At 62.1% G+C, this 25,517-nt stretch carries 28 protein-coding genes and 1 tRNA gene; 13 read left to right on the top strand and 16 right to left on the bottom strand.

Annotation, left to right across the window (positions count from 1 at the left end; translation table 11 throughout):
* Positions 1 to 39 precede the first annotated feature (39 nt).
* Positions 40 to 918: a tRNA glutamyl-Q(34) synthetase GluQRS gene (gluQRS, locus tag AC07UB_RS14145; RefSeq protein ID WP_492790886.1), complete on the bottom strand. Its 879-nt coding sequence runs from the start codon at positions 916 to 918 to the stop codon at positions 40 to 42.
* Positions 919 to 1,005: 87 nt separating this feature from the next.
* On the opposite strand from gluQRS, the gene AC07UB_RS14140 reads away from it, so the two are divergent.
* From AC07UB_RS14140 to AC07UB_RS14130, 3 genes are all read left to right on the top strand, one after another.
* Positions 1,006 to 1,818, top strand: a complete 813-nt coding sequence (locus AC07UB_RS14140; RefSeq protein ID WP_492790887.1) for a DNA-3-methyladenine glycosylase family protein — start codon at positions 1,006 to 1,008, stop codon at positions 1,816 to 1,818.
* Positions 1,815 to 2,906 (top strand): DUF2855 family protein, encoded by a 1,092-nt coding sequence (locus AC07UB_RS14135; RefSeq protein WP_492792703.1) that lies wholly within the window; start codon positions 1,815 to 1,817, stop codon positions 2,904 to 2,906. Before AC07UB_RS14140 ends, AC07UB_RS14135 begins: the two co-directional genes overlap by 4 nt.
* Before the next feature lie 117 nt (positions 2,907 to 3,023).
* On the top strand, positions 3,024 to 3,581 hold the full coding sequence (locus AC07UB_RS14130; protein ID WP_019199958.1) for an HNH endonuclease: 558 nt from the start codon (positions 3,024 to 3,026) through the stop codon (positions 3,579 to 3,581).
* A 34-nt stretch (positions 3,582 to 3,615) separates the two neighbouring features.
* Here the strand turns inward: AC07UB_RS14130 and ssuD are convergent, their stop codons facing one another.
* From ssuD to AC07UB_RS14100, 6 genes are all read right to left on the bottom strand, one after another.
* Positions 3,616 to 4,749 (bottom strand): FMNH2-dependent alkanesulfonate monooxygenase, encoded by a 1,134-nt coding sequence (ssuD, locus tag AC07UB_RS14125; RefSeq protein WP_492790888.1) that lies wholly within the window; start codon positions 4,747 to 4,749, stop codon positions 3,616 to 3,618.
* A gap of 7 nt (positions 4,750 to 4,756) precedes the next feature.
* Complete coding sequence (locus AC07UB_RS14120; protein ID WP_494653551.1) at positions 4,757 to 5,800, bottom strand: sulfonate ABC transporter substrate-binding protein; 1,044 nt, start codon at positions 5,798 to 5,800, stop codon at positions 4,757 to 4,759.
* 104 nt (positions 5,801 to 5,904) lie between these two features.
* Positions 5,905 to 6,627 (bottom strand): LrgB family protein, encoded by a 723-nt coding sequence (locus tag AC07UB_RS14115; protein ID WP_492792704.1) that lies wholly within the window; start codon positions 6,625 to 6,627, stop codon positions 5,905 to 5,907.
* Positions 6,628 to 6,635: 8 nt separating this feature from the next.
* Complete coding sequence (locus AC07UB_RS14110) at positions 6,636 to 7,022, bottom strand: CidA/LrgA family protein (protein WP_492790890.1); 387 nt, start codon at positions 7,020 to 7,022, stop codon at positions 6,636 to 6,638.
* Between the two features lie 44 nt (positions 7,023 to 7,066).
* Positions 7,067 to 7,861: an LssY C-terminal domain-containing protein gene (locus tag AC07UB_RS14105; RefSeq protein WP_492790891.1), complete on the bottom strand. Its 795-nt coding sequence runs from the start codon at positions 7,859 to 7,861 to the stop codon at positions 7,067 to 7,069.
* 70 nt (positions 7,862 to 7,931) lie between these two features.
* The gene (locus tag AC07UB_RS14100) at positions 7,932 to 8,438 is read right to left on the bottom strand and encodes a hypothetical protein (protein WP_492790892.1); all 507 of its coding nucleotides are present in this window, start codon (positions 8,436 to 8,438) and stop codon (positions 7,932 to 7,934) included.
* Positions 8,439 to 8,626: 188 nt separating this feature from the next.
* Here AC07UB_RS14100 and AC07UB_RS14095 point away from each other — a divergent pair, with 188 nt between their 5' ends.
* Both AC07UB_RS14095 and AC07UB_RS14090 read left to right on the top strand, forming a co-directional pair.
* Positions 8,627 to 8,911, top strand: a complete 285-nt coding sequence (locus AC07UB_RS14095; protein WP_492790893.1) for a PsiF family protein — start codon at positions 8,627 to 8,629, stop codon at positions 8,909 to 8,911.
* Positions 8,912 to 9,105: 194 nt separating this feature from the next.
* Complete coding sequence (locus AC07UB_RS14090; protein ID WP_492790894.1) at positions 9,106 to 10,167, top strand: AbrB family transcriptional regulator; 1,062 nt, start codon at positions 9,106 to 9,108, stop codon at positions 10,165 to 10,167.
* Between the two features lie 6 nt (positions 10,168 to 10,173).
* On the opposite strand, the gene AC07UB_RS14085 is transcribed toward AC07UB_RS14090, so the two are convergent.
* Positions 10,174 to 10,707: a disulfide bond formation protein B gene (locus AC07UB_RS14085; protein ID WP_492790895.1), complete on the bottom strand. Its 534-nt coding sequence runs from the start codon at positions 10,705 to 10,707 to the stop codon at positions 10,174 to 10,176.
* 145 nt (positions 10,708 to 10,852) lie between these two features.
* Between AC07UB_RS14085 and AC07UB_RS14080 the strand changes: the two genes are divergently transcribed.
* Positions 10,853 to 10,937, top strand: a tRNA-Leu gene (locus AC07UB_RS14080).
* Positions 10,938 to 11,268: 331 nt separating this feature from the next.
* Positions 11,269 to 11,661, top strand: a complete 393-nt coding sequence (locus tag AC07UB_RS14075) for a GrlR family regulatory protein (RefSeq protein WP_492790900.1) — start codon at positions 11,269 to 11,271, stop codon at positions 11,659 to 11,661.
* A gap of 82 nt (positions 11,662 to 11,743) precedes the next feature.
* Here AC07UB_RS14075 and AC07UB_RS14070 read toward each other — a convergent pair whose 3' ends face one another.
* The 6 genes from AC07UB_RS14070 to AC07UB_RS14045 form a co-directional block, all read right to left on the bottom strand.
* A complete protein-coding gene (locus tag AC07UB_RS14070) occupies positions 11,744 to 12,514 on the bottom strand; it encodes a thioesterase family protein (protein WP_492790901.1) in 771 nt (256 codons plus the stop codon).
* A gap of 15 nt (positions 12,515 to 12,529) precedes the next feature.
* Positions 12,530 to 13,498, bottom strand: coding sequence for an NAD(P)H-dependent flavin oxidoreductase (locus tag AC07UB_RS14065; RefSeq protein ID WP_492790902.1), 969 nt, complete (start codon positions 13,496 to 13,498; stop codon positions 12,530 to 12,532).
* 101 nt (positions 13,499 to 13,599) lie between these two features.
* On the bottom strand, positions 13,600 to 14,157 hold the full coding sequence (locus tag AC07UB_RS14060) for a hypothetical protein (RefSeq protein WP_492790903.1): 558 nt from the start codon (positions 14,155 to 14,157) through the stop codon (positions 13,600 to 13,602).
* 93 nt (positions 14,158 to 14,250) lie between these two features.
* Entirely contained in the window at positions 14,251 to 14,832 is a 582-nt protein-coding gene (locus tag AC07UB_RS14055; protein WP_494653545.1) for a YqaA family protein, read from the bottom strand.
* A 64-nt stretch (positions 14,833 to 14,896) separates the two neighbouring features.
* On the bottom strand, positions 14,897 to 15,391 hold the full coding sequence (gene hisE / locus AC07UB_RS14050) for a phosphoribosyl-ATP diphosphatase (RefSeq protein WP_494653543.1): 495 nt from the start codon (positions 15,389 to 15,391) through the stop codon (positions 14,897 to 14,899).
* Positions 15,392 to 15,518: 127 nt separating this feature from the next.
* Positions 15,519 to 15,917 (bottom strand): hypothetical protein, encoded by a 399-nt coding sequence (locus tag AC07UB_RS14045; RefSeq protein ID WP_494653541.1) that lies wholly within the window; start codon positions 15,915 to 15,917, stop codon positions 15,519 to 15,521.
* Positions 15,918 to 16,206: 289 nt separating this feature from the next.
* Between AC07UB_RS14045 and AC07UB_RS14040 the strand changes: the two genes are divergently transcribed.
* On the top strand, positions 16,207 to 17,247 hold the full coding sequence (locus tag AC07UB_RS14040) for an ABC transporter substrate-binding protein (protein WP_494653539.1): 1,041 nt from the start codon (positions 16,207 to 16,209) through the stop codon (positions 17,245 to 17,247).
* A gap of 122 nt (positions 17,248 to 17,369) precedes the next feature.
* Here AC07UB_RS14040 and AC07UB_RS14035 read toward each other — a convergent pair whose 3' ends face one another.
* Both AC07UB_RS14035 and AC07UB_RS14030 read right to left on the bottom strand, forming a co-directional pair.
* Entirely contained in the window at positions 17,370 to 17,666 is a 297-nt protein-coding gene (locus AC07UB_RS14035; protein WP_492790908.1) for a copper-binding protein, read from the bottom strand.
* A 90-nt stretch (positions 17,667 to 17,756) separates the two neighbouring features.
* Positions 17,757 to 18,746, bottom strand: a complete 990-nt coding sequence (locus AC07UB_RS14030; protein ID WP_492790909.1) for a Bug family tripartite tricarboxylate transporter substrate binding protein — start codon at positions 18,744 to 18,746, stop codon at positions 17,757 to 17,759.
* 213 nt (positions 18,747 to 18,959) lie between these two features.
* Here AC07UB_RS14030 and AC07UB_RS14025 point away from each other — a divergent pair, with 213 nt between their 5' ends.
* The 5 genes from AC07UB_RS14025 (at position 18,960) to AC07UB_RS14005 (ending at position 25,437) form a co-directional block, all read left to right on the top strand.
* Positions 18,960 to 20,786 (top strand): glucan ABC transporter ATP-binding protein/ permease, encoded by a 1,827-nt coding sequence (locus AC07UB_RS14025; RefSeq protein ID WP_492790910.1) that lies wholly within the window; start codon positions 18,960 to 18,962, stop codon positions 20,784 to 20,786.
* A 271-nt stretch (positions 20,787 to 21,057) separates the two neighbouring features.
* On the top strand, positions 21,058 to 22,494 hold the full coding sequence (locus tag AC07UB_RS14020) for a D-alanyl-D-alanine carboxypeptidase family protein (RefSeq protein ID WP_494653638.1): 1,437 nt from the start codon (positions 21,058 to 21,060) through the stop codon (positions 22,492 to 22,494).
* A gap of 219 nt (positions 22,495 to 22,713) precedes the next feature.
* Entirely contained in the window at positions 22,714 to 24,411 is a 1,698-nt protein-coding gene (locus AC07UB_RS14015) for a long-chain fatty acid--CoA ligase (RefSeq protein ID WP_492790912.1), read from the top strand.
* Between the two features lie 63 nt (positions 24,412 to 24,474).
* Complete coding sequence (locus AC07UB_RS14010; RefSeq protein ID WP_494653535.1) at positions 24,475 to 24,876, top strand: endonuclease domain-containing protein; 402 nt, start codon at positions 24,475 to 24,477, stop codon at positions 24,874 to 24,876.
* Positions 24,877 to 24,885: 9 nt separating this feature from the next.
* Positions 24,886 to 25,437, top strand: a complete 552-nt coding sequence (locus tag AC07UB_RS14005) for a DUF924 family protein (protein ID WP_494653533.1) — start codon at positions 24,886 to 24,888, stop codon at positions 25,435 to 25,437.
* Positions 25,438 to 25,517 lie beyond the last annotated feature (80 nt).

The raw sequence follows: 25,517 nt of genomic DNA, 5'->3' as shown, positions 1-25,517 counted from the left end.
ATGGCATGTCAGGGCATCGAGAGTCACGCCACTACGGATTTAAGGCAGGTTAATACCGACAAGACGCCGCACGTCGGCCGGCGTCATCCCGCCGGCCCGCAGTTCGCGGAGCGCTGTCGAACGGGTCGATTTCGACAGCTTTTGCCCGGCCTCGTCCAGCACAAGGGCATGATGACGGTAAAGGGGTTGAGGCAGGCCGAGCAATTCCTGAAGCAGGCGATGCACGCCGGTCGCCCAGAACAGGTCCTGCCCGCGGACCACATGGGTCACGCCCTGCAAGGCATCATCAATCGCAACCGACAGGTGATAGCTCGTCGGCGTATCCTTGCGGGCCAGGATGACATCGCCCCATTGTTCGGGCCGCGCCGGCACCTCGCCACTCTCACCCCGCGGCCCGGCACCCTGCTCTGCCCACGACAACCTGCCCGCGCGCGCGATCGCCGCAGCCATGTCGAGCCGCAGCGCATAGGGCGCGCCAGAGGATAATTTCTGGTCGCGCTCCGCATCCGGCAATTGCTTGCCAATCCCCGGGTAGACCGGAGCGCCATCGGGATCGCGCAGCCACGCGCCGGTCCGGTCCTGCTCCGCGACCAGCCGGGCAATCTCCGCGCGGCTCTCGAACGCCGGATACAGCAGTTTACCGCGCGCAAGACGATCGACGGCTTCACCGTAGAGCGCGAGATGTTCGGACTGCCGCCGCACCGGCTGTTCCCACACGATGCCGAGCCATGCGAGATCATCGTAGATCGCTTGCTCATAGTCCGGCCGGCAGCGAGCCGCGTCGATGTCCTCGATGCGCAACAGCAGCCGCCCGCCGCCTTGCTGCGCCAGATCGAAATTCAGCAACGCCGAACGCGCATGTCCGAGATGGAGAAATCCGTTCGGGCTCGGGGCAAATCGGAAAACGGGTGGCGGCATGGTTCGACTTTGCTCGACGCGCTGTTATTGTCCTGATCTGACGTTCGCTTCATTCGCAGCGCCTGACACGGAACACGCGTGAAATTAATGACAGTCCACCTCAACACGCAAGCCGACCTTGAAGACGCGATCCACGCGCTGGTGCGTTTAGATCCAAGGCTCGGGCCTGTTCTCGATGCCGCCGGGATGCCGACGCTGCGGCGGCGTGAGCCGGGCTTCGCGGGACTGGCAGCCATCGTGTGCGGCCAGCAACTATCGACCAAGGCCGCCGCCGCGATCTGGGGCCGCGTCAGCACGTCGTTCGATCCTTTCCATCACGACGCACTCAAAAGCGCGCGCGCCGACAGGCTTGGGCGTCTCGGCCTGTCCGCGGCGAAAATCAAGTCGCTGAAATTCATCGCGCGCGAGTTAAGCGCGGAGCGGCTCAATCTCGAGGTGCTGGCTGAAGAAGACGCGGATGCCGCGCACGCGACATTGACAAAGCTGCACGGCATCGGCCCGTGGACCGCCGACATCTATCTTCTGTTTTGCCTTGGCCACGGCGACGCGTGGCCTGCAGGCGATCTTGCGATCCAGGAAGCCATGCGGATCGGCCTCGGACTGAAATCGCGGCCGACAGTGAAGGAAATGCAGCCGCTGGCGGAGCCATGGCGGCCATTGCGGGGCGCGGCCGCGCATTTGTGGTGGTCGTACTATCACGCCGTCAAGAAACGCGAAGGCGTGATCGCAGGAACATCAAAGCCGCCGACGAACGCGGCAAAGAAAAAGGCATCGAAACCGAAACCCGTTTCAAACACCAAACCCGTTTTAAACAAATCCCGCGTCGCAAAAGCGTCAGCCAATACGGCGAAGAATGCGCTACGAAAGAAAGCAGCGACAAAATCGGGAGCTCGCAAATGACATCGTCCACTCAGTTCATTGTGGATCGCAACGATCTTGCAAAATTCAAGGTGATCGAAACGCCGTTGCCGAGCGTGATGCAACTGCCGGAAGACGGCCTGCTGGTGAAAGTCGATCGCTTTGCATTCACTGCGAACAACATCACCTACGCAATGCTCGGCGATCAGATGAAATACTGGCACCTGTTTCCGGCGCCCGATGGGTTCGGCAACATTCCTGTGTGGGGATTTGGGCGGGTGATCGAGTCGCGCCATCCGGATATCGCCAAAGGAGAAGTGTTGTTCGGTTACCTGCCGATGGCGACCCATCTGGTGATCGAAGCCGCCGACGTGAAGAAAACGAGTTTTCGCGACGCCGCCGCGCATCGCCAGAGCGTGTCGCCGGTCTACAACGCCTATTCGCGCGTCACTGGTCACCCGGCCTTTGAAGGCCGCGAGGGCGATTATCAGGCGCTGCTGCGGCCGCTGTTCATGCTCTCGTTCATGGTGGACGACTTCCTCGCCGACCAGGATTTCTTCGGCGCGAAAAGCGTGATCCTCTCCAGCGCATCAAGCAAGACGGCGTTCGGCCTCGCGTGGCTGTTGCATACCCACCGCAAGCCCGTGCGGGTGATCGGCCTGACCTCGGCCGGGAACCTGGGTTTCGTCACATCGCTCGGCTGCTACGACGAGGTCGTGACTTACGACAAGATCGAATCGATGCCGGACCAACCCGTCGCGTTTGTGGACATGGCAGGCAACCCGGATCTGCGCACCCGGCTGCACAGGCATTTCGGAGACCGGATGGTTTACAGCGGGCGGGTCGGCCTCACCCATCAGGATGCGGCGCCCGACGACGACACCCTGCCCGGCGCCAGGCCGACATGGTTCTTCGCGCCGGACCAGATCCGCAAGCGCGCCAAGGAATGGGGGCCGGGAGGAGTCGATCAACGATTCGGCGCGGTCTGGTCTGCCTTCACGGCGGCGATGGGACCGAAGCTGGAGGTGGTGGAAAGCCGGGGTTCCGACTCCGTCCAGCGAATCTACCTGGATACGCTGAAAGGCCGCGTAAAACCGGCCCAGGCTCACATGCTCTCCATGGGTGACTGAGGCGAAACGGACACCATCAGGTGAGCGGAAACGCTCTTCACAATCCCGTCACGCTGCCTGTAGTATGTCATCCCAAGCTGCTTCGCAGCCAATTGGGGTTGGGGCCAGGAGCGTTACTTGAACGCACATGTGTCACAAGGCGGTTGGCCGGTGTTGGTGTTGAACGCGGACTTCCGGCCGCTGAGCTATTATCCGCTGTCACTGTGGTCGTGGCAGGATGCCGTCAAGGCGGTGTTCCTCGACCGCGTCAATATTGTTGCCAATTACGATCACGCAGTTCACAGCCCGACATTCGAGATGCAGCTTCCGAGCGTGGTCTCGCTCAAGTCGTTCGTGAAGCCGACGACGCATCCCGCTTTCACACGGTTCAACGTCTTCCTGCGCGACCGGTTCTCCTGCCAGTACTGCACCTCGCAGGATGACCTGACCTTCGATCACATCATCCCGCGCTCCCGCGGCGGCCAGACCACCTGGGAAAACGTCGTCGCCGCATGCTCCCCGTGCAACCTGCGCAAGGGCAACATGACGATGGCGCAGGCGCGGATGCATCCGCGCCAGATGCCATTCGCGCCGACCGTCCACCAGCTTCATCGCAACGGCCGGTTGTTTCCGCCGAACTACCTGCACGAGAGCTGGCTCGACTATCTCTACTGGGACACCGAACTCGATCCGTAGCCGGTCCTGCGCCTCGTCTTCATCCCGGATGCCGCTACTTTGCCGGTGCCGATACCAAAGCATCGCCCATGGCACCCATGATCGAATAGCGGCTGCGCGTTGATTGCTGCTGGACAGGCAACAATGGGAACACCAGTTCCGCGAACCGGTGCGCTTCCTCGAGATGCGGCAGCCCCGACAGAATGAAATATTCGATCCCGAGATCGGCGTATTCTCGTAAGCGCTCCGCGACATTCTCGGGGCTTCCCACAAGCGCCGTGCCGATCCCGCCCCGCACGAGGCCGAATCCTGCCCACAGGTTCGGGCCAACACGCAGTCGTCGGCGATCACCCTGGTGCAATTCGTTCATGCGGCGTTGCCCCTCCGAATCAAATCGCCGCAGCGTGTTCTGAGCCGCAGCGATCGTGTCGTCGGTGACATGGTCGAGCAGCTTGTCGGCCGCCGCCCATGCCTCATCTTCGGTTTCCCTCACAATTGTCTGCAGCCGGATGCCGAAACGCACCGTGCGCCCCAGAGCGTTCGCGCGCCGGCGCATGTCGGCGATCTTCTCCCTGACAGCCTCCAGCGGCTCACCCCAGGTCAGATAGACGTCGATATGCTCCGCAATGAACGCGTGACCGGCGGATGACGAGCCACCGGCCCACAGCGGAGGAAATTTTTCGACAGGCTCACGCTCGGGAAACAGATAAAGCTGTGCGCCTTCGACCCGGACATGCTTGCCCTGAAAGTCGACACGCTCGCCTTGCTGGAGGCGTCGCCAAACCTCCAAGAACTCTGCGCCCAGTTCATAACGCTCATCGTGCCTGGCGAAGACGCCGTCTCCACCAAGTTCTTCAGGATCGCCTCCGACCACGACATTCAGCAGCAGCCGTCCATCCGACAGACGATTGATGGTGTTCGCCATGCGCGCTGCGACCGTGGGCGAAATCGTCCCCGGCCGCAGCGCCACGAGGAATTGCAGGTGTGTCGTAACCTGCGCCAGCGCAGCGGCGACACTCCATCCGTCCTCACAACTCCGGCCGGATGGGATCAGCACCCCGCGATAGCCAAGATCGTCACACGCCTCCGATATCTGCCGCAGATAGGAGAACGTCACAGGGCGCGAGCCGATGTCCGTTCCGAGATAGCGGCCGTCCCCAAATGTCGGCAGAAACCAGAAGATGTTCATGACGGCTTTAAAATCCCGCGGCCGGAACGGCCTCCTTGATGAGGATAGGCTTCGGGATCAGACCTTCTTTCAGGAAGGTATCCGCAAGGCGCTGCTGACTGGCGGCAATTTCGGCACTCAGCGGCTTCACGCCATAGCCCATGCGCCCCAAGGCGAGCGACACAGCCTCCTCTTTGATCCCGGTCGACTGAGTGAGCGTTTTGATGACAGGCTTCAGGTCGGCCAGCGCCTGCTGGTCGATCTTCGCGATCTCCTCGAGGATGATCTTCACCAGCGCCGGGTGCTTTTCGGCAATCGCACGCGTTGCGAGATAGAACTGATAGTTCGCCACATCCGCATATGTGCCGTCCGCGATGACGCGAACCTTCAGATCGGTCTGCACAGCGGCGAGGAACGGGTCCCAAACGGCCCAGGCATCGATCTTGCCCGACTCAAACGCGGGCCGCGCATCGGCCGGAAACAACCATGACCATTCTACATCCTTCGATGAGAGACCGGCCTTGGAAAGCGTCTGCAACGACAGGTAGTGGACATTGCCGCCCTTGCTCGACGCAATCCGTTTCCCCTTCAGGTCGGCCGCAGAGCGGATCGGCGAATCGTCCTTCACAATGATCGCCTCGCCGGCCGGTGCCGGGGGCTCCACACCCACATAGACAAAATTTGCGCCGGCAGCCTGAGCCACAATCGGTGGCGCGTCGCCGGTGCTGCCGAAATCGACCGCGCCGACATTCAACGCTTCGAGCAGTTTTACGCCGCCTTGAAACTCAGACCACGTCACTTTGATGCCGTTCGCACTCAGACGTTTTTCAAGCTCACCATTGGCCTTGAGTAGCACCAGCGTTCCATATTTCTGATAGCCGATACGCAGTTCGGTAAGCTCACTTGCATGAGACGGACTTGCCGCCGTTCCGAGAAAGGCCGCCAGCACCGTTGCACCGGCCAAGGCAGCGCGACGGATCGAAGAAAAGGAAAACGACATCGCGAACATTGCTCCATGATGTGCGACGAGATCCGAGATCAGGTCGTCGCGTGACAGCAGGCGTTGTCCCACACATCCGGCAAAATGAATTTTCGTACTTTCGCTTGGAGTTGAACATTTCATCCACCACGACCGCCGCACGGAGAAACGACGTCCGATAACACGCAGTGAAATCCTCAACGCAACAGCAGCGTGGCCGCCAGCGGCACCAGCAATGACGTCACCAGCGCATTGAGTCCCATCGCGATGCCCGCAAACACGCCCGCGACTTCATCGACCTGAAACGCCCGCGCGGTGCCAATGCCGTGCGACGCAAGCCCCGCTGCGAAGCCCCGCGCGCGAAAATCGGTGATCCCGAGCCGGTTCATCGCGGGCGTCACCACGATGGCGCCCATGATGCCGGTCAGCACCGTTGCAATCACGGTGATGGCCGGATTGGCGCCCAGCGTCTCAGAGATGCCCATGGCGACGCCGGCCGTGACCGACTTCGGCGCGAGCGCCAAAACTATATCGCGCGGCAGACCGGCGGCTTCGGCGAACAGCACCACCGAAACGATCGCCGTCGCCGAGCCGACCAGCAACGCAGCCAGCATCGGCAGGATCGCGGCAGCGACGAGTTTGCGATTTTCATAAAGCGGCACCGCAAGCGCCACCGTCGCCGGGCCGAGCAGGAAATGCACGAACTGCGCGCCGCCGAAATACGTCGTGTAGCTGGTGCCGGTGAAATACAAAAACACACCGATGATCCAGATCGAATGCAGCACCGGATTCATCAGCGGATTGCGATGGGTCGCGAGCGACACCGCATCGGCCACCGCATAGACCGACAGCGTGACCGTCAGCCACAGCAACGGCGTCTGGGACAGATACACCCATAACGAGAATGGATTGGCGGTCATATTAGCCGTCATGGCGATTTGCGCGTCCGTTCCATCGCCCGGTTGATGATCAGGAAGGTTCCGGCAGTGACCAGCAGCGTCACGACCACCGAGGCCGCAAGAACCGCGGCAATCGCAACGCCACGCTGCGCAAGGAGGTCCAGGTTCTGAACGACGCCGACACCGGCCGGCACGAACAGCAGTGACAAATGCGCCAACATGCCTTTCGAGGTGCCCTCCACCGTGCCGTCACGCAGCGGCCCGCGCGCCAACACCGCGAAACGATCCCGCGCGATGAGCGCTACGAACAGAAGCGCCAGCCCGAGCACCGGTCCCGGCACAGGCACCCGCAAACTGCGGACGACCACTTCACCGATCAACTGGCAGATCAGGATGACACTCAGGCTCGCGATCATGGGATGCTCCGCAATAATGAGCGCTTCATATCACATGATGCGCGTCACTGCTGCGTGCGCTGATAAAGACCCGAAACAGCCTTCCAGATCGTATCCTTCAGTTCGGTGACCGCCGGGCCCTCAAGAACCAGCGGCGGTGCGACGCGCCGGACGCAATCCTCGACCAGCCGCAGTACCCACACCTCACCGTCCGTGTAATAGAGATCGCCCTCGCCGTTGCGGCCGCGCAAGGTGGGACCGATTCCCGCAACCTTGTAGCGGGCTTCGACCATTCCCGCGGCCTGCAAGCCTGCCTCGATCAACTGCCGCTCGGCGTCGATGTCAGGCGCTGTGTGATGGGTGACGGCGCCGGTGTAGCGGCTGAACCCGACGCTGCGATCGAACGTCGCCGCGCCAAGCCAGACCGGCCGCTTTTCCTCTCCATCTTTCAGAACCATCCACAAACGGATGTGATGCCGCTGGTCTGCGCTCTTGCCGACCGGCTTCTCGAAGGCGAAGTCTTCCGGGTGTCCGTCGTAGATCAGCGTGCTGACCGGCGCGTTCGGATAGGGCTGATCCAGCAGCACGCTGCCGGATATTTCGAGGGAGGACCGCCATGTGATGGGATCGGCGGCATACCAGCCCGCCGCGCGCATGGCGCATAGAATATCTTTTGCCGATCCGACCATGCCGACATTGATCGGATCGGCGGGAATGCCTTGCGGCGTCGCCGTCACCATGGTCATGCCGTCGAGCTTCTTCTGATGCTCGTAATGCCGCCAGAGCGACGGAAGAAGAAGATAGGCGATCGCGCCATACACGATGAGACCGGACGCAAGCACCATGAGCGTTCGCTTCATGGTGCGCGATACCCGCCGCGCCGGACCAGACGGACCGGCGCCCGGCTGGTTCATTGCGTTACGACCGAGATCAGCCTTTCAGCCGCTTGGTGCATTCGCTGTAATAGCCGCCGCCCTTTTGAATCCACTTCAGGCCACCGTTGGCATTCGCAGCCTTGTTAGCGTTGTACTGATCGACGCAGGTGTGCATGCGCGCCTTGCCCGCGGTCTCGCTCGAATATTTCGGCGCAACGGCGGTCGGGAACACGGCGGCTCCTGCGGCAGCGGGAGCGGCGGCAGGAGCAGCGGCCGCCTTCGGCGTTTCCTTTGGAGCGGCAGCCGCCTTTGGTGCTTCCTTGGCAGCAGCCTTTGGCGCCTCCTTGGGAGTTGCCGTTGTCGCTGCGGCCGGCGTCGCGTCGGCGCCGCACTGCGCCTTGCGGAAGTCATTCCACTTCTGGTCGCCGAGCGTCCCGGCGGTCTTCGCAGCCTGATACTTGGCGCTGCATTCCTGCGCGGTCAAAGCTTGCGCTGGCATCGTCGCAAGGGTGGCCGCGCCGGCCAGCAACACGGAGCAAAACAGATTGGCTCGGATTGTCATCGAACTCTCCTGAAAAAGGGCTTCGAAAGCATCACATCCTAGCTCAGGCCGGTTGCGGTTCAACGCGCTGCAGCCCCGGACAATCAAAAAATAATGAGCGACCACGTTTATCCCGCGCTGCGTCGTTCACCGCCGGTTCATCCTGACGGGCAAAGGCTCGTGCCCATCTGCAACGCGAGACCCCAGCCATGATCACTCTCTCCTCACGCGCCCTTGCCGTCGCTTTCGCCTCACTCATGCTGGCCGGTTCGGCCTTCGCCCAAACCGCTGCGCCCACCGCTCCGGCTGCGCCGGCCGCCAAGACGGCGCCCGCCGCCAAACCAGCACCCGCGGCCAAGACGGCCGCCCCCAAAGCCGAACGTACCGCGGCTTCGCTCGAATGCTCGAAGCAGGCCGATGCCAAGGGATTGCACGGCAAGGAGCGCAAGAAATTCCGCTCCGAGTGCAAGCGGGGCGCCAGCAAGCCCAACTGATCCAGCGAACCTGAAGAGGGGCCGGTCATGACCGGCTCTTCTTCCTTGCGTTGTTGATTGCATTGCATGGCGCACGCAGAATTGTCGTGCGACCCATGCTCACTGCGCATTTGCGGGTGATGTCCGGATTTGTGATAACGGACCTCGCGCATCACATCCCGCTGCATCACACTCGCCTTCGGAACCTGTCGCGAATGCTTCGCCACATCACAGCGCGCGACGTCCTGCATACGCTTGAAACACTTCTGATCGGTCTGGCGGGAGGGCTGTTGTTTCAATGGCTGCAACTTCCGGGAGGCCTGATCTCCGGCGCCATGATTGCCGTCGGCGCCGCCGCCATCGCGGGACAGCCGATGGGACTGCCGCCGCTGATGGCGCACGTCATCCTCATGACGCTCGGTCTATCGCTCGGCTCGATGGTTTCGCCGCAAATGCTGACGAACATGGCCGCCTATCCGGTCAGCATCGCCATTCTCGCCGCGTCCACCTTCTGCGCCACGCTCGGCAGCAGCTTCTATCTTCAGCACGTCCATCAATGGGACCGCACGTCGGCCCTGCTTGCGGGCAGCCCCGGCGCGCTGTCCCAGATCATCATGCTTGCCAACGAGCGGCGCGCCGATGTCGCCGGAATCGCGGTGGTGCAAACCATGCGCGTGATCATTCTGACGGCGGCGCTGCCGCTGATCCTCGCCGCGTCCGGACTGGCGCAGCATGCGGGCGGGCCGTTGCGTGCAGCCCCGGCAACACCGCTCGCGCTCACCGTCCTCATTGTGGTCTGCGTGGCGACGTCGGTGCTGCTAAGGGTCCTGAAATTTCCCGCAAGCTGGATGTTCGGCGCGATGCTGGGATCGAGCGTGCTGCACGGCACAGGCTCAATCGAGGGCGGATTGCCGGCCTGGGCCTATGCCGCGGCCTTGATTGGCATCGGCGCGCTGATCGGCACGCGTTTTGCGCGAATTTCACCACGCACCCTGCTGAGCTACATGACGGCCGCGATCGGATCGTTCACCGTGGCGATCGTCATCTCGGCGATCTTTGTCGTCCTCGCGATGCTGACGACGCACGCGCGGTTCGGCGACATCATTGTCGCGTTCGCACCGGGGGCGATGGACGCCATGCTGGCGCTGGCCCTCACATTGCATATCGATCCGATTTTTGTCGGCGCGCATCATCTGGCGCGTTTTGTGTTCGTGTCGCTCGCAACGCCGGGCATCGTCCACCTGTTCGGACGGCCGCAGGTCGACGCCGACGATTAGATTGCCCTATCGGACCGACTTACCGATGCCCCATGCGGCGAGCGCCGCCATGGCCAGCGAGATCAGCGCGTTGTAACCGGCCAACGACAACCCGAGAAAGCGCCACTGCACCTCGTCGCAGCGGATCACCTTCACCTTGTTGAGGCCATCCAGCAAATTGCCCGTGTTGCCGAAATCGACGATCGGCCCGCTGCAATCCGTCGGCCCCTGCCAGAAACCCCATTCCACACCGGCGTGATAGGCGCCGAGCCCGGCATTGGCGAGCAAAGCGAGCGCCAGTACCACAAGACCGGCGACCAGCAGGCGGCGCGAAACACCCTTTGAAGCGCCAAGCGCGATCAAGGCCGCGAGCGGAATGGCGAGGTAATAGGCGTAGCGCTGCTCGAGGCAGAGCGGGCAAGGCCGGATATCGAGCACAAGCTCAAAGAACCACGCGCCCGCGATGGTCGCGGCGGCAATGACGGCCACGCCCGCGCCCGCGGCGAACACCGCGTCCCGCGAACTCTCCGAGCCTTTTGTGACAATGGTGCCGCTCGCCACGTGATCTTCTCCGGTTCGGAACGGGTCCTAGCTTGCCCGCCGCCCGCTGTCGACATATGGCACGATCACAGGCGGTTGACCGCGCGCGCGCGCGGGCTATATTCCGCCCGCTTCGCGATCCCTGCCCTCGGGCAGCGGTCCGTTGGCCCCTGTGGCGGAATTGGTAGACGCGCTCGACTCAAAATCGAGTTCCGCAAGGAGTGCTGGTTCGATTCCGGCCAGGGGCACCAGGACTTTCAGGCACCGTTATCTTTTCCAGAACGGCTATCTTTTCAGGACGGCCCTTAAGATCTTTTCCAGAAACTATTCGTGAGCAGGCAAGGCATCCGGCTTGCGGGTCGTGCCGATCTGCGGCAATCTTGTCGTGCGACGACCTCGGAAAAATCAATCAAACTTTCTCAATTCTTCTTTCGCCGGATGCATCATATCGCGGCGACGCATGTTCTGATATCGTGTGCTTGCGTCATGCCCGTCGCGACGTTGCGGCTTCATCTCGCATTCGGCGCATGACCCGCCTGATCTCGGGGCAATACCAGGCAAGCAATACCGGAATGACAACCCATGCGACACCAAGCCAACCGGCAGCCGGCTGAACGCTCCGACGGGGCAACGCATGCCGAGATTCCGCCCTTTAAAGGTTTGTACAAGGTCGAGTTCGAGACGCCGCGCGGAAAGGCGTTCGGTGTGATTCATGCGGACAACGGCAAAATCTGGGGCGGAAGCTCGGCATTCGCCTATGTCGGATCCTACACGCAGGACGGCCATTCCTTGAACGGGAATGTATCCAGCCTGCGGCATACATCGGACTCAGAACATCCCTCAGTGTTCGGGTTCGACGAAGTCACCATCACGTTTCAGGGCGCCGTCAAAGGCGACTTCGCGACCTGCGAAGGGACCGCAGCGGAATTTCCAAGTCTCGCCTTCAAGGCGGTGCTGACGCGGGTCGCCGGGTGACCCTTTAGGTGGGGTCGACATTCGAAGCGAGACAGTCTCACCCGGTCCCCAACGGCATTTCATCCCGCCCTTGAATTCTTTATCAGCGCGGCTCGATGACCAGACACTGAACCGCCCGGCCGAAATATCCCTGAGCGTCGCCGAGACGCGAGACGGCGATGCCCGCGCCGTCGGTCCCTAGCGTCATTTCGGAATTCAGCAGGATCCAGTCGCCGACGGGTTGCCGTGCAAATGTCACCGTAAGGTCGGCGTTGATGAAACTCCAGCGGTGAAAATCCAGCACCGACGAGACGCCATTGGAGCAATCCGCCGCCAGCGCGGCCTTCATCGCCTGCGAGATCGGCGCACCCTCGACGATCGGGCGGTTCGGCCTGAACCAGATGGCCGAAGGACCGGGTTTGAGGAAGCCGCCCTTGACCGCGCGCAACGTAACGCCGGCCAGAAAATTATTGAGCCCTTGCGGCTCCTCTCGCCCCGCTTCCTGACCCGGAACGTCGATCGGCATCTCGGGGATCACATCGCCGGGCAGAGTCACGGCCTGCGTCCTGACCTTGAGAACGGTCGCGCGCACGACCTCAACGCCCTCAGCCAGAAGACGGACCGCACAAAGCTGAATTTTGCGGCCCTCCCGCACAACCTCGGTCTCAAGGGTGAGCGGCGCTACCGGCACCGGGCGCATCAGATCCACGGTCAGCCGCGCGACATGCATCGGCTCCGGGGTGGGAATGCGTTCGGCTGCCCATACGATCAGCGACGACGGCGCGCCGCCGTGCTGCATGCGGGGATCCCACGGACCCGCGGCATGTTCGCTTGTGAACACACGATTGCCTTCAACGCGAAAGACGGCTTCCATAATTTGTGCCAACGGCTAGAGCGGCGCGTCGATCGCAGCGTCGTATTCCTTTTTGAAGCGTGCCACCAGTTCGGCGACCGGCAGAACCTCATCGACGCTGCCGATGCCCTGTCCGCTACCCCAGATTTCCTTCCAGGCCTTGGGCTTGTTGCGCTCGCCGCTGGCGTCGGTGCCGAAATTCATTTTCGACGGATCGGATACCGGCAGATTCTCGGGGTCCATGCCTGCCGCTACGATCGAGGGCTTGAGGTAGTTGCCGTGAACGCCCGTGAAGAGGTTCGAATAGACGATGTCATCGGCGGACGATGATGCGATCATCGCCTTGTAGTTTTCCGGAGCGTTGGCCTCCTTCGTGGCGATAAACGCCGAGCCGATATAGGCGAAATCGGCGCCGAGAACGCGCGCCGCGCGAATGGCGCGGCCGTGTCCGATTGCGCCGGACAGCGCGATGGGACCGTCAAACCACTGGCGAGTCTCGGCGACAAATGCGAACGGCGAAATCGCACCGGCATGACCGCCGGCGCCCGCGGCCACAAGCACCAGACCGTCCGCGCCTTTCTCGATCGCCTTGCGGGCGAACTTCTGGTTGATGACGTCGTGAAAGGTGATGCCGCCCCAGGCATGCACGGCCTGGTTCAACTCCTCGCGCGCACCAAGCGACGTGATGACCATCGGCACTTTGTGCTTTTCGCAGACAGCAAGATCCTGATCGAGCCGGTTGTTGGATTTGTGCACGATCTGATTCACCGCGAACGGCGCGGACGGACGATCCGGGTGCGCCTTGTCGTGCGCCGCCAGCTCTTCCTTGATCCGGTGCAGCCACTCGTCCAGCAGCGCGGCGGGGCGAGCGTTCAATGCCGGAAACGATCCGACGATCCCGGCCTTGCATTGGGCGATGACGAGATCTGGCCCCGACACGATAAACAGCGGCGAGCCGATCGCCGGAATCGAAAGGCGACCCTTGAACAAGGCAGGCATCGACATCAGAAAATTCCTCTTCCGCAGAATGAAACAGCGGCGCCGGGGCCGCAGCAATTACGCTACGGTCATAGGGGCTACATGCATTTCTTGAAAGAGGCTTGCGTCTACTGGCAAACGGCCCGGGTGACGAAATTCTCCGTCCGGCACGCGCCCTGGCCCGAAAAATACGCCTTTGCAGAGCATTTCTGGGTCGATTCCACATCGACGCTGTTGCCAGCCGCGTAACCTTTCTCCTTGCAGAGCAGCTCTGCCGCGACCTTGCAATCAGGAGCGCCATTGGCGGCGGCTGGGCAAAGGGTTCGGCCGGTGGCCATCGACTGGCCGGACATCGGCGCGATCCGTCGCAGGCTGTCGGTGGCCCCCTTGGCGCTCGAGTTCAATCCATCGAGCGCCTCGCTCGGACTGGGCAGCGTTGACCTCAGACCGGACGCCGAATCCTTCAAGAGCTTGCCGAGTTCTTCGACCAGTCCCGGATTACTGCGCTCAGGGGCTGGCGGTGGTTCGGCCACGGGAGCGGACTGTTGCGATGGCGCGACCTGAAGCTGCGGCTGGATCTGCTGCGGCCATGCCGCCGTCGCTGCTCCCAGCGCAATCGAGAGGACGGCCATCAGGACCACGCCTCCCCGCACATCCACGAACAGATCGCCGGTGTAATTGGACATGCCTTGAGAGTATCCCCGCGCGACGACGGCGAAAAGACTTTAAGTCAGACGCATTTTCCTCGCGCGAGCCGGCCCGAGGAGATGTCTCGCGTCCTAAAACAGCCGGAAGGCGACGATGAAGCCGATCACCAGCACACCCGCGGCGATGGCGACCCAAAGCCCAAGGCGCTTCTCGATGACCTCGCGAATCCACGTCCCGTAGCGATTAAGCAGAATGGCGACGATAAAAAACCGCCCGCCGCGCGCGACGATCGAGAAGATCACGAACAACAGCAAATTATAGTTGGCGAAACCGGACGTGATCGTGACCAGTTTGTAGGGGATCGGCGTAAGACCCTTCAACAGGATGATCCACGCACCGTATTCAGCATAGGACGCGCGGAACGCCTCAACCTTGTCGCCGTAACCGTAAAGATTGATCAGCCACTGTCCGACGCTGTCGTAGAGCAACGCGCCAATGGCATAGCCGACGACACCGCCGGCCACCGAGGTCATCGTGCAGATCAGCGCGTAGAGCCACGCCTTCTGCGGCCGCGCCAGCGACATCGGGATCAGCATGACGTCAGGAGGAATGGGAAAGAACGAGCTTTCCGCGAAAGACACCGCGCCCATCAACCAGAGGGCATACGGCTTGTCGGCGGCGGCAATGCACCAATCATACATTCGTCTCAGCATGGCGCGATGAACCACCGTCCGGCGGATTTGTCCATGCGTGGAAATGAGGAATGTTAGCGGCTATTCAGCGCCGTTTCTTCAGCCGGCCGCCCTGGAGCGCGACAATTGGTCGCCGGGCTACATTTTCGGCGCCCCGCGTCTCGGTCATCGAAGGCTTCTGTACCGAAGGTTTGGGGATCTTCGGCAGGGCTTTTGCGGCTGCGGAAGTCCTGTCGCCGGACTTCTGCGGAACAGGCTTGTTCGCGAAGCTCTTGGGTAATTTTTCAGCAATCCCCTGGGCCCGTTCGCGCCGGTCCATCTCGTCCCAGACGTCCTGCGGGCGGACACCTGCCGCGACCCACAGCACCGACAGGTTGTAAAGAAGGTCGGCGCTTTCGCGGATCACCGCATCCGATTTTCCGTTGACGGCATCGATAACGACTTCGATGGCTTCTTCGGCGAGTTTCTTGGCCATCTTGGCCGGCCCGCGCTGATACAGCCGTGCCGTACGCGACGTCGCCGGATCGAGATCCTTGGCCGCAACGATGGCGTGATAAAGCCGTTCTAGCGAATCACTCATGCTTCAACCTTAAACTAAATCTCTCGCCAGCGAGTTAACAACCCGCCCAACAGCCTGAAAACGCTCCCAAAACGCAAATTCGCCGGGATTTCTCCCGGCGAACTCGCGGCTTGGAGATACGACGGGCTCAATAGCCGTAGTAACCGCCGCCGTAATAGGGCTGCGCGCCGTAGTAGCGGTTACCGTAATAGGGGTTGCCGCCGTAATAATAGTTGTCGCGGTAGTAATCGCGGCGACGCTGCTCGGCGACGATGGCGCCGACGGTGCCAAGCGCCAGACCCATGAAGGCCAGTCCCGCGGCATTTCCGCCTCCACGATAACCGCGGCGCACGGCGCGACGGCGGGCACTGAAATCGGTGGCGTCGCTGGCGGCTTCCGGGCCGGCTGAGACGGCTTTGGTGACCGGCGCGGCTGAACGTGCCTGAGCGACCGGCGGCGGAACGGCCGCGGTCAAGACCAGCGCTGCAGCCGTCGCCAGAACCACAGCTCGGCTGAAGGGAGAAGGCGAAGTCTTACGATTGAACATTTCAACGTCCTCATAGGTCATCCTGGCCTGAACAGGCCAGTTGGGAGATAACCCTAGTCTTTACATTAAGTTTCCCAATCCGAACGCAGGATGAACGGCAAAAGGCGAAATGGCGGCAATCTTCGCTGCAAAAGGCGAAAAGGTGACGAAACCGGCGTTGTGTGCTTGTCATCATCCCAACACAGCGAGTGCTCAAAAGCCGCGTCTTGCTGCCCCGAACTGCTGCTGCCCAAGACTGCACCTCAAGACTGCAACCTCAAGACTGCCTACCGAAGACCAAGTGCCGCTCATGTTCAAAAGTCCGGATCGTATTCTCCGCAAGATCCTGCTGTCGCTGACCGTGCTGGTCTGCGCGGTAAGCTTCCGCGCGACGCCGGGGCTCGCGGCGACAGCGCTGCACTTCTCTCTCGACCGCGCACTCGACGGCACGGCCGCGCCTTTCGTGCTGGCTTCCAGCAAGGGATTGTATCGCGCGGAAGGCCTCACCGTCACAACCAGCTCGGCGGCCAGTTCGCCGGACGCCATCGCGCGCGTGGCATCGGGCGCCAGCGACATGGCGCTGGCCGACATCAACGCGCTGATCCGCTATCGCGACAAGGACGGCGCCGTTCCGGTCAAAGCCGTGTTCGTGCTCTACAACAAGGCGCCCTATGCGATCATCGCCCGCAAGAGCCGCGGCATCGCAACCATGTCGGACGTCGAAGACAAGACCATCGGCATCGTGGACGGCGATCTCGCGGCGCGGCTGTGGCCCGCCGTCGCGCGCAGCAACAGCATTCGACTGGGCAAGGTCAAGAAAGAAAAAATCAGCGCGGCGGTGCGCGGGCCGATGCTGTCGGCCGGTCAGGTCGATGCGGTGACAGGCCTCTCGTTTCTCACCGGCATCGACCTGCGCAACCGCGGCGTTCCGGCGAACGATCTCGCGGTGCTGCGCTTCTCCGAGTTCGGCAGCGAAGTTTACGGACACGCGCTGATCGTCAATCCGAAATTCGCCGCCGACAATCCCGACGCGGTGAAATCATTCGTGCGCGCGACGGTCGCGGGTATTCACCTTGCCATCAAGGATCCCGGCCGCGCGGTCGACGAGGTCCTCACGCAAATGAGCGGCGGCTCGCGCGAGGTCGAACTGGAGCGGCTGCGCGCCGCCATTCAGGACAACATCGTCACCGACGACGTGAAGCGAAACGGCCTCGGCGGAATCGACGACAACCGCTTCGCTGCGGGCGTCAGTCAGATCGCGGAAGATTACGAATTCCGCAAGCGGCCGCTGCCGGCCGACATTTTCGACGATACGTTCCTGCCGCCAGTGAACGCGCGCAAGATCAACTGAGCCGCGTCACGCTCAGGTTGAGATTTGTTGGCAACGTTGGAGTCCGAGAAGCACCGACAAAGAATCATCAGCCGCGCGCGCTTTGCTTCATCGCCGCCGGCAGCCACCGCGTCGACGAAGATTTACTGTTTCTGAAGTTTCGTGACTGTTCTCACCCCACCCATTTCCGTGATGGAAAAGGTGACCTTGTCGCCAACATGCACGGTATCCAGCGACGCGCGATCTTGTGCTTTAAGCCCTTCTGCGGCACCGCCGGTATTCGCTCCAACAGTCTCGCTTTGCTCCTGTTGAATCACGATCGTGCCATTGATCCGGTTAATTTGGGTCACCGTCCCTTTAAGGGCTTGTTGGGCCAAAGCTGCCGAGCTGATGATGGTGAACGCCGCAGCGCCAGCCAAAACGATTTTTGCGGTTTTCATGGCAGTCTCCGGTTTTTGGAACATGCATGACAAGCCACGGCGGGTCCGGTTGGTTCCTCCGTGCGCCTTGCTGCCGCGGCCACTCGTTATCTAGACCGGCTCCAGGCCGAGCGACTTCGCACTCTCCAGCCAGACCGGCAATTCGCGCTGATACAGCGCATTGGTTTCCTTGAATCCAAGCGCCGGTTCCAGCACGAATGTCGCGAGAACTTCTTTCACTTTCGGATCGCTGTTCGCCGCCACGCAGAGTTGCGCCAGCCGGTCGACGATCGGCTGCGGCGTCTTCTTCGGCAACGCCCATCCGGTGAACCCGCTCACGGTGAAGAACTTCGACGTCGCTCCCTGTTCGGGCAGAGTCTTCACGTTCGGGAGCGCATCGACCTTCTTGGAATGCACCGCGAATACAGTGCCGCGATCGCTTTGCAGCACGGGTTGCGCGGCCGTGTAGCTGCCCATCGCGACATCGAGCGTGCCTTCCAGCAGTCCCGTCCACATCGGCGCTTCGCCACGGTAGTGGACCGGCTCGATGTTGAGGCCGTACTGCTTGTTGAGTTCATTGATCGTCATGTGCGGAGCAGAGCCCGCGCTGTACGTACCGAAATTCACCTTGCCGCTCTTGCGCGCGAAAGCGACGAAATCATCCAGCGTCTTGACGCCGGACTTCAGGCTCGCGACCAGCAGCAGCCCCGCGCCGGGAATGATGCTGACAAGCGTCAGGTCCTTGTCCATGTCGTAGCCGGGGGTTTTCATCATCACCCTGTTCATCACGTAGGTTGTCGAGATGGAACAGATGATGGTGTGGCCGTCCGGCTCCGCGCGCGCGACCTCCGCCGTGCCGATCGAACCGGCCGCGCCCGCCTTGTTTTCGATGACGACGGTCTGCCCCACTTGCTTGGAAATGAACTCGCCGAAGGCGCGCGCGAGGAGATCCGTCTGCCCGCCCGCCGGATAACTGCAAACCATCCGGATTTGCCGCGACGGCCACGCGGCTTGCGCCGACGCCCCGCGCAGGAGAAAGGGTGTCGCGGCAGCGGCCGTACCGGTGGCGATGAAGTGACGGCGATTCAATTTGTTTGACATCGTTCCCTCCCTCAATTTTCCACGAGGCTATCTCATCGCCCCGCTTCCGCCAGTGCGGCAAGCGAGACAGATTGGCGCAACGTGAACGGCATTTTCGGCGAATGCGCGCAAAATCAAGGAGGTGCATAACGCCGTCCGTCGGCCTGTATTCGCCGGTCGTCCCCGGTTAGGATGCATGTCCCTTCGCTGAAGTCAGACCTGTAAGGCCGTCCCTTGATCCGTCTTTATGTCCGCGTTCTCGAATTGCTCGGCAAGGAAGCCCGGCTCGGCTGGCTTCTCGCGGGAGCCAATCTTCTGCTGGCCGTCGCGCAGTTCGCGGAGCCGGTTCTGTTCGGACGTATCATCGATGTCCTCTCCGGCACGGTGAACCCCGCGGCAGCCGCGTTCGCGACGGCTGTCGGCGCGGCACCCAACTCGCCCTGGCCGCTGCTTGGCGCCTGGGTTGCCTTCGGGCTCTTCACGATCGTGATCAGCGCCTATGTCGCATTGCAGGCCGACCGGCTGGCGCACCGGCAACGTCAGGCGGTTCTCACCGGTTACTTCGAACACATCATGCAGCTGCCGCTGACATTCCACACCGGCACCCATTCCGGCCGCCTGATGAAGGTGATGCTGCAAGGCACGGACGCGCTGTGGCGGCTGTGGCTGAGTTTCTTCCGCGAACATTTCGCGTCCATCGTCTCTCTCGTCGTGCTGCTGCCGCTGTCGCTCTACATCAACTGGCGGCTGGCGATCCTGCTGTTCATTCTCTGCGTGGTCTTCACGGTGCTGACCACGCTTGTGGTGCGCAAGACCTACACCCTGCAGGAGCAGGTCGAAAACTATTACGGCGACCTCGCCGCGCGCGCGTCGGACGCACTTGGCAACGTGGCCCTCGTGCAAAGTTTCGTTCGCGTCGACGCCGAGGTGCAAGGCCTGCGCGGAATCGCCAACAACCTGCTGTCGGCGCAGCTTCCGGTGCTGTCATGGTGGGCGCTCGTGGTCGTGATGACCCGCGCCTCCACCACCATCACCATCCTTGCGATCTTCGTGGTCGGCATCATCCTGCACGGACAGGGACAGGCGAGCGTCGGCGAGATCGTGATGTTCGTGAGCTTCGCGACCATGCTGATCCAGAAGCTTGAACAGGTCGTGAGCTTCATCAACAGCGTGTTCATGGAAGCGCCGCGGCTGCGGGAATTTTTCGACGTGCTCGATGCCGTCCCGGCGGTGCGCGACATGCCGAACGCCATCGACCCCGGCCGCCTGCAGGGCCTCGTGGAATTCAACGACGTCTCGTTTTCCTATGACGGCAAGCGGCCCGCGGTCGAGGACGTCTCGTTCACGGCGCTGCCGGGGCAGACCTTCGCGCTGGTCGGCGAAACCGGCGCGGGCAAATCCACCGCCATCGCGCTGCTGCATCGCGCGTTCGATCCTCAATCGGGCATCATCAAGATCGACGGCATGGACGTGCGCGGCATGACGCTCGCGGCGTTGCGCCGGAACATCGGCGTGGTGTTTCAGGAAGCGCTGCTGTTCAACCGCTCCATCGCGGAGAACCTGCGCGTCGGCAAGCCGGACGCCACCGACGAAGAGTTGCGCGCGGCCGCAGAAGGCGCGCAGGCGCTCGACTTCATCGAGCGCGCCGATCTCAAGTTCGACACCAACGCCGGCGAGCGCGGGCGCATGTTGTCCGGCGGCGAGCGGCAGCGGCTGTCCATCGCGCGCGCGCTCCTGAAAAATCCGCCGATCCTGATCCTCGATGAAGCCACCAGCGCGCTCGACGCGGTTACCGAGGCGAAGGTGAACGCCGCTCTCGATACTGTGATGAAGGGCCGCACCACCTTCGTGATCGCCCACCGGCTGTCCACCATCCGCAACGCCACCAAGATTCTTGTCTTCAACAACGGCAAGGTGATCGAGAGTGGAACTTTCGATGAACTCGTCGAAAGAGGCGGCTATTTCGCCAGCCTGGCGAGGGCGCAGTTCATGGTTCAGGAAACCGCCCGCGCTGAATCACCCGGGCCGGCGGCAACTGTTGCCGCGAAGAGCGGAAGTTAACTGGCGGAAGTGTGGGTATCGCCGAATTTTGGCCCATTTCATGCTTGATTGAGCTGCCAACCCCCTGTTCCGAAGCGGGTCCTTCGGTATAAGTATTGATCCATCGCTTTATCCGATTTGGGCGACGTAGACCGTTCTCAAACCGTACCGTCGAGGAGGCCATGTTTTCATTCGCCGCTGGCCTGCTGTCAGACATCGGAAACGGATAGTGGCATCGCTTCCCGCCCCGTTCCGGATCCTCGCGCTGCGATTGCTCGCCGCCGTTGCGGCGATGATGATTGTGGCCGCCGCGCCGCGCGCCGCGCAGGCGGAAGCGCTGCTGCTAATCGAAGCCGACACCGGCAAGGTTCTTCAGGCGGAGAACGCGACCTATCCCTGGTATCCGGCGTCGGTCACCAAGATCATGACGGCCTATGTCGCGCTGAAAGCCGTGAAGGAAGGGCGCATGACGCTCGACTCGCTGCTGACGGTGTCACCCACCGCCGCGGCGCAGTCGCCTTCGAAAATGGGCTTCAAGCCCGGCACGCAGGTCACCCTCGATAACGCGCTCAAGATGATGATGGTGAAATCCGCCAACGACATCGCCGTCGTGATCGCGGAAGGCGTTGGCGGATCGATCGACGGTTTCTCCGCCGAGATGAACAAGAACGCGCAGCGCCTCGGTATGACGCAGACGAGCTACGTCAACCCCAACGGCCTGCCTGCCGAAGGACAGATCACCTCGGCGCGCGATCTCGGCATTCTGGCGCGCGCGATCCTTCGCGATTTTCCCGAATACGAATATTTCATGCACATCCCGGCCATCAAGTTCGGACGCCGCGTGACGGTGAACTACAACAAGCTGATCGGCCGCTATCCGGGCGCGGACGGCATGAAGACCGGCTTCATCTGCGCGTCGGGCTTCAACCTTGTCGCCACCGCGACGCGCAACAACAAGCGCCTGATCGCCGTCGTGCTCGGCGCGCAATCCTCCGCGCAACGCGCGGTCCGCGCCGCCCAGCTGCTCGAGCGCGGCTTCGGCAGCAACAAGCTCTCATGGCTCAAGCCATCGCTCGGCACGGTCAATGCGCTGGCGCCGATCGACGCCTCGCCGCCGAATTTGCGCGACGAGATGTGCGGACCGAAACGCAAGCGGCCGGCCGCCGAGGATGAAGACGACGATGTCAGCATCAGCGCGGACAACAGCGACTCGGGCAGCATGCAGATGTTCGCAGCCGGATTGCAGCCGCCCAACATGAAGGCGTCCGAGATGCTGGCGCAGCCGGCGATAGCCGCCACGCCCGTGATCGTCTACACCGGTCCGGCGCGGACGGGTGCTGCCGTTCTCGAGGCCGATGCCGCCGAAACCGCGGCTCAGGCGGCGAACGTCGCCAAGCGGAAGAAGACCGCCAAGCCGAAAGTCGCGGCCAAGCCGGCCGGGGAAGACGCGAAGTCCGACAAGAAGCCGGACCCGAAATCCGCAGCCAAGCCCGACGCCAAACTTGACGCGAAGCCAAAGGCGGCGGCCAGGCCGGCTCCGAAAGCCGACGCCAAGCAGGCCGCGGCGGTGAAGCCCGAGACGGCCAAGCCTGCTGCTGCAAAGCCAGCAGCCGCGAAGCCTGCGGCGAAACCCGCAGCGGCCAAACCGGCGGCAGCGCCTCCAAAAGATGCAGCCAAGGGCGCTAAACCCGCGGACCAGCAGAAATCCGCCGCCGCGCCCCGCGGTTAATTCGTCCCGTTACATCACCCGGCTGATTGTGCTTTGCGGAATCCGCAGGGGCCGACGACCGCAAGCCCGCATACAAAGCCTCTAAAGTGCGTCGTTACCACGCACAGGCTTGCTATGGCCCATGGCTTCGCTCAATACTTATTTCAATACTTGAGAACATCAACCGAGCACCCCGCCAAAAGACGGGGGCCGTGAGGAAACAGCTGAGGGGAATTTGCCATGGAACGTATCTGGCTCAAGCAATATCCGGCCGGGGTGCCCGCGGACATCGACGTCAATCAATATCCGTCGCTGGTCGAACTGCTCGAGGAGAGCTTCAAGAAATTCGCCGACCGCAAATCGTTCATCTGCATGGACAAGTCGATCACCTACGGCGAACTCGACGAGATGTCAGCCGCGATCGGCGCGTATCTGCAAAGCAAGGGCCTGAAGAAGGGCGCGCGCGTCGCCATCATGATGCCGAACGTCTTACAGAACCCGGTGGCCTCCGCCGCGATCCTGCGCGCCGGCTTCACCGTGGTGAATGTCAACCCGCTCTACACCCCGCGCGAGCTTGAGCACCAGCTCAAGGATTCCGGCGCCGAGGCGATCATCCTGCTGGAGAATTTCGCGAGCACTCTTGAGAAGGTGATCGCCAAGACCAACGTCAAGCACGTCATCATGGGATCGATGGGCGACCTGCTCGGCTTCAAGGGCGTGATCGTCAATTTCGTGGTGCGCAAGGTCAAGAAGATGGTGCCGGCGTTCTCCATTCCGGGCGCCGTGCCGTTCAACGACGCGCTGGCGGCGGGACGCAAGCTGAAGCTGAGCAAGCCGACGCTGACCGGCGACGATATCGCGTTCCTGCAATATACCGGCGGCACCACCGGCGTCTCGAAAGGCGCGACGCTGCTCCACCGCAACATTCTCGCCAACGTCTTGCAGAACGACGCGTGGCTGCAACCCGCGCTGAAGAAGCCGCCGCATGTCGAGCAGCTCTTTATCGTTTGCGCGCTGCCGCTCTATCATATCTTCGCGCTGACCGCGTGCTTCCTGCTCGCGGTGCGCGCCGGGGGCGTGAACCTGCTGATCCCGAACCCGCGCGACATGGCGGGCTTCGTCAAGGAACTGTCGAAGTATCAGGTCAACAGCTTCCCGGCGGTCAACACGCTCTACAACGGCCTGCTCAACACGCCGGGCTTCGACAAGCTCGACTTCTCCAAGCTCAAGAGCTGCTTCGGCGGCGGCATGGCGGTGCAGAAGCCGGTGGCCGACAAGTGGACTGCCGTCACCGGCGTTGCGCTGTCGGAAGGTTACGGCCTGTCCGAAACCTCGCCGACGCTGACCTGCAATCCGGCGGACACCGACAAGTTCTCGGGCTCGATCGGCATTCCGGTGCCGTCGACCTGGCTCTCGATCCGCGACGACGACGGCAACGAAGTGCCGCTCGGCGAGCCCGGCGAAATCTGCGCCAAGGGTCCGCAGGTGATGGCGGGCTACTGGAACAGGCCGGAAGAAACCGCGAAGGTGATGACCGCCGACGGTTATTTCCGCACCGGCGACATCGGCATCATGTCGGCGGACGGCTACACCAAGATCGTGGACCGCAAGAAGGACATGATCCTCGTCTCCGGCTTCAACGTCTATCCGAACGAAGTCGAGGAAGTGATCGCGAGCCATCCGGGCGTGCTCGAATGTGCCGTGATCGGCGTCCCGGATGCGAAGTCGACCGAAGCCGTGAAGGCCTTCGTGGTGAAGAAGGACCCCAACCTCACCGCGCAGGACATCATCAAGTTCGCCTCGACCGAACTGACCGGCTACAAGGTGCCGAAGCACGTCGAGTTCAGGACCGATCTGCCGAAGACCAACGTCGGCAAGATTCTCCGCCGCGAACTGCGCGACGAGAAGCCGAAGGCGGCAGCTGCGGCGGCGAGCTGAGGCAGAGATGACCCTTCACCTCTCCCCGCCTGCGGGGAGAGGTCGGATCGTAAAACGATCCGGGTGAGGGGCAGCCCGCTTGCGCGGACCGGATCACAAAACCACCTATATCGCTCGCAAATTGCGAGGCCTGCAAACAGACGCCGAAACAAACTATGGCGTCACTTGCGGAATCGACAGATCTCCGGCGCCAAGTTCGTTCGTCAGGAGCCTGTTGATCGGTACGTTTGCGATTTCGTCTGCCGCGAACTGAAATTAATCGTAGAAGCGGACGGCGGCCAGCACCTCGAATCCGGCACAGACGCGGTACGAGATCACAATCTTTCTGAAATCGGGTATTGCGTGTTGCGATTCTGGAACAACGATATTCTTCAAAACATTGAAGGTGTCGTGCAGACGATCGAATCCGCTATTCAAGATGCCCCTCACCCCAACCCTCTCCCCGCAAGCGGGGAGAGGGAGTAAACGAGAACGATGACCGATATTCTTCCTTCCCCCACCGACATACTCGATTTCTGGCGCAAGGCCGGACCTGACCGCTGGTACAAAAAAGACGACGCGTTCGATCAGGAACTGCGCGACCGTTTCATGGCGGCGTGGGAATCCGCGCGCGACGGCAAGCTCGGCGCGTGGCAGGACACCGACGATGGCGCTCTGGCGCTGGTGATCGTGCTCGACCAGTTTCCCCGCAACATGTTCCGCAACGATCCGCGCGCGTTTTCGACGGACGCTCTCGCCCGCAAGGTCGCGAGCCGGGCCATTGCCGAAGGCCGCGACCGGCGCATCGATCCTGCGTTAGGTGCGTTTCTTTATCTGCCGTTCGAACATTCCGAAGAAATGGCGGATCAGGAGCGGAGCCTCGCGCTGTTCAGGCAACTCGGCGACGAGAACAATCTGAACTACGCCATCACCCACGCCGACATCATCCGCAAGTTCGGCCGCTTTCCTCATCGCAATGCCGTGCTGGGGCGAGCCACGACGCCGGAGGAAGCCGCGTTCCTGAAGGACGGCGGGTTTGCAGGGTAAGTGAATCTCCCTCTTCCCGTTTACGGGGCGAGGTCACAACCACCAAATCTTAACGAATCCTTGCTAAGGCGCATCCAGCC

This window comes from Afipia sp. GW821-FHT04G03 (assembly GCF_059419985.1).
This window is presented reverse-complemented; position numbering and strand designations above follow the sequence as displayed.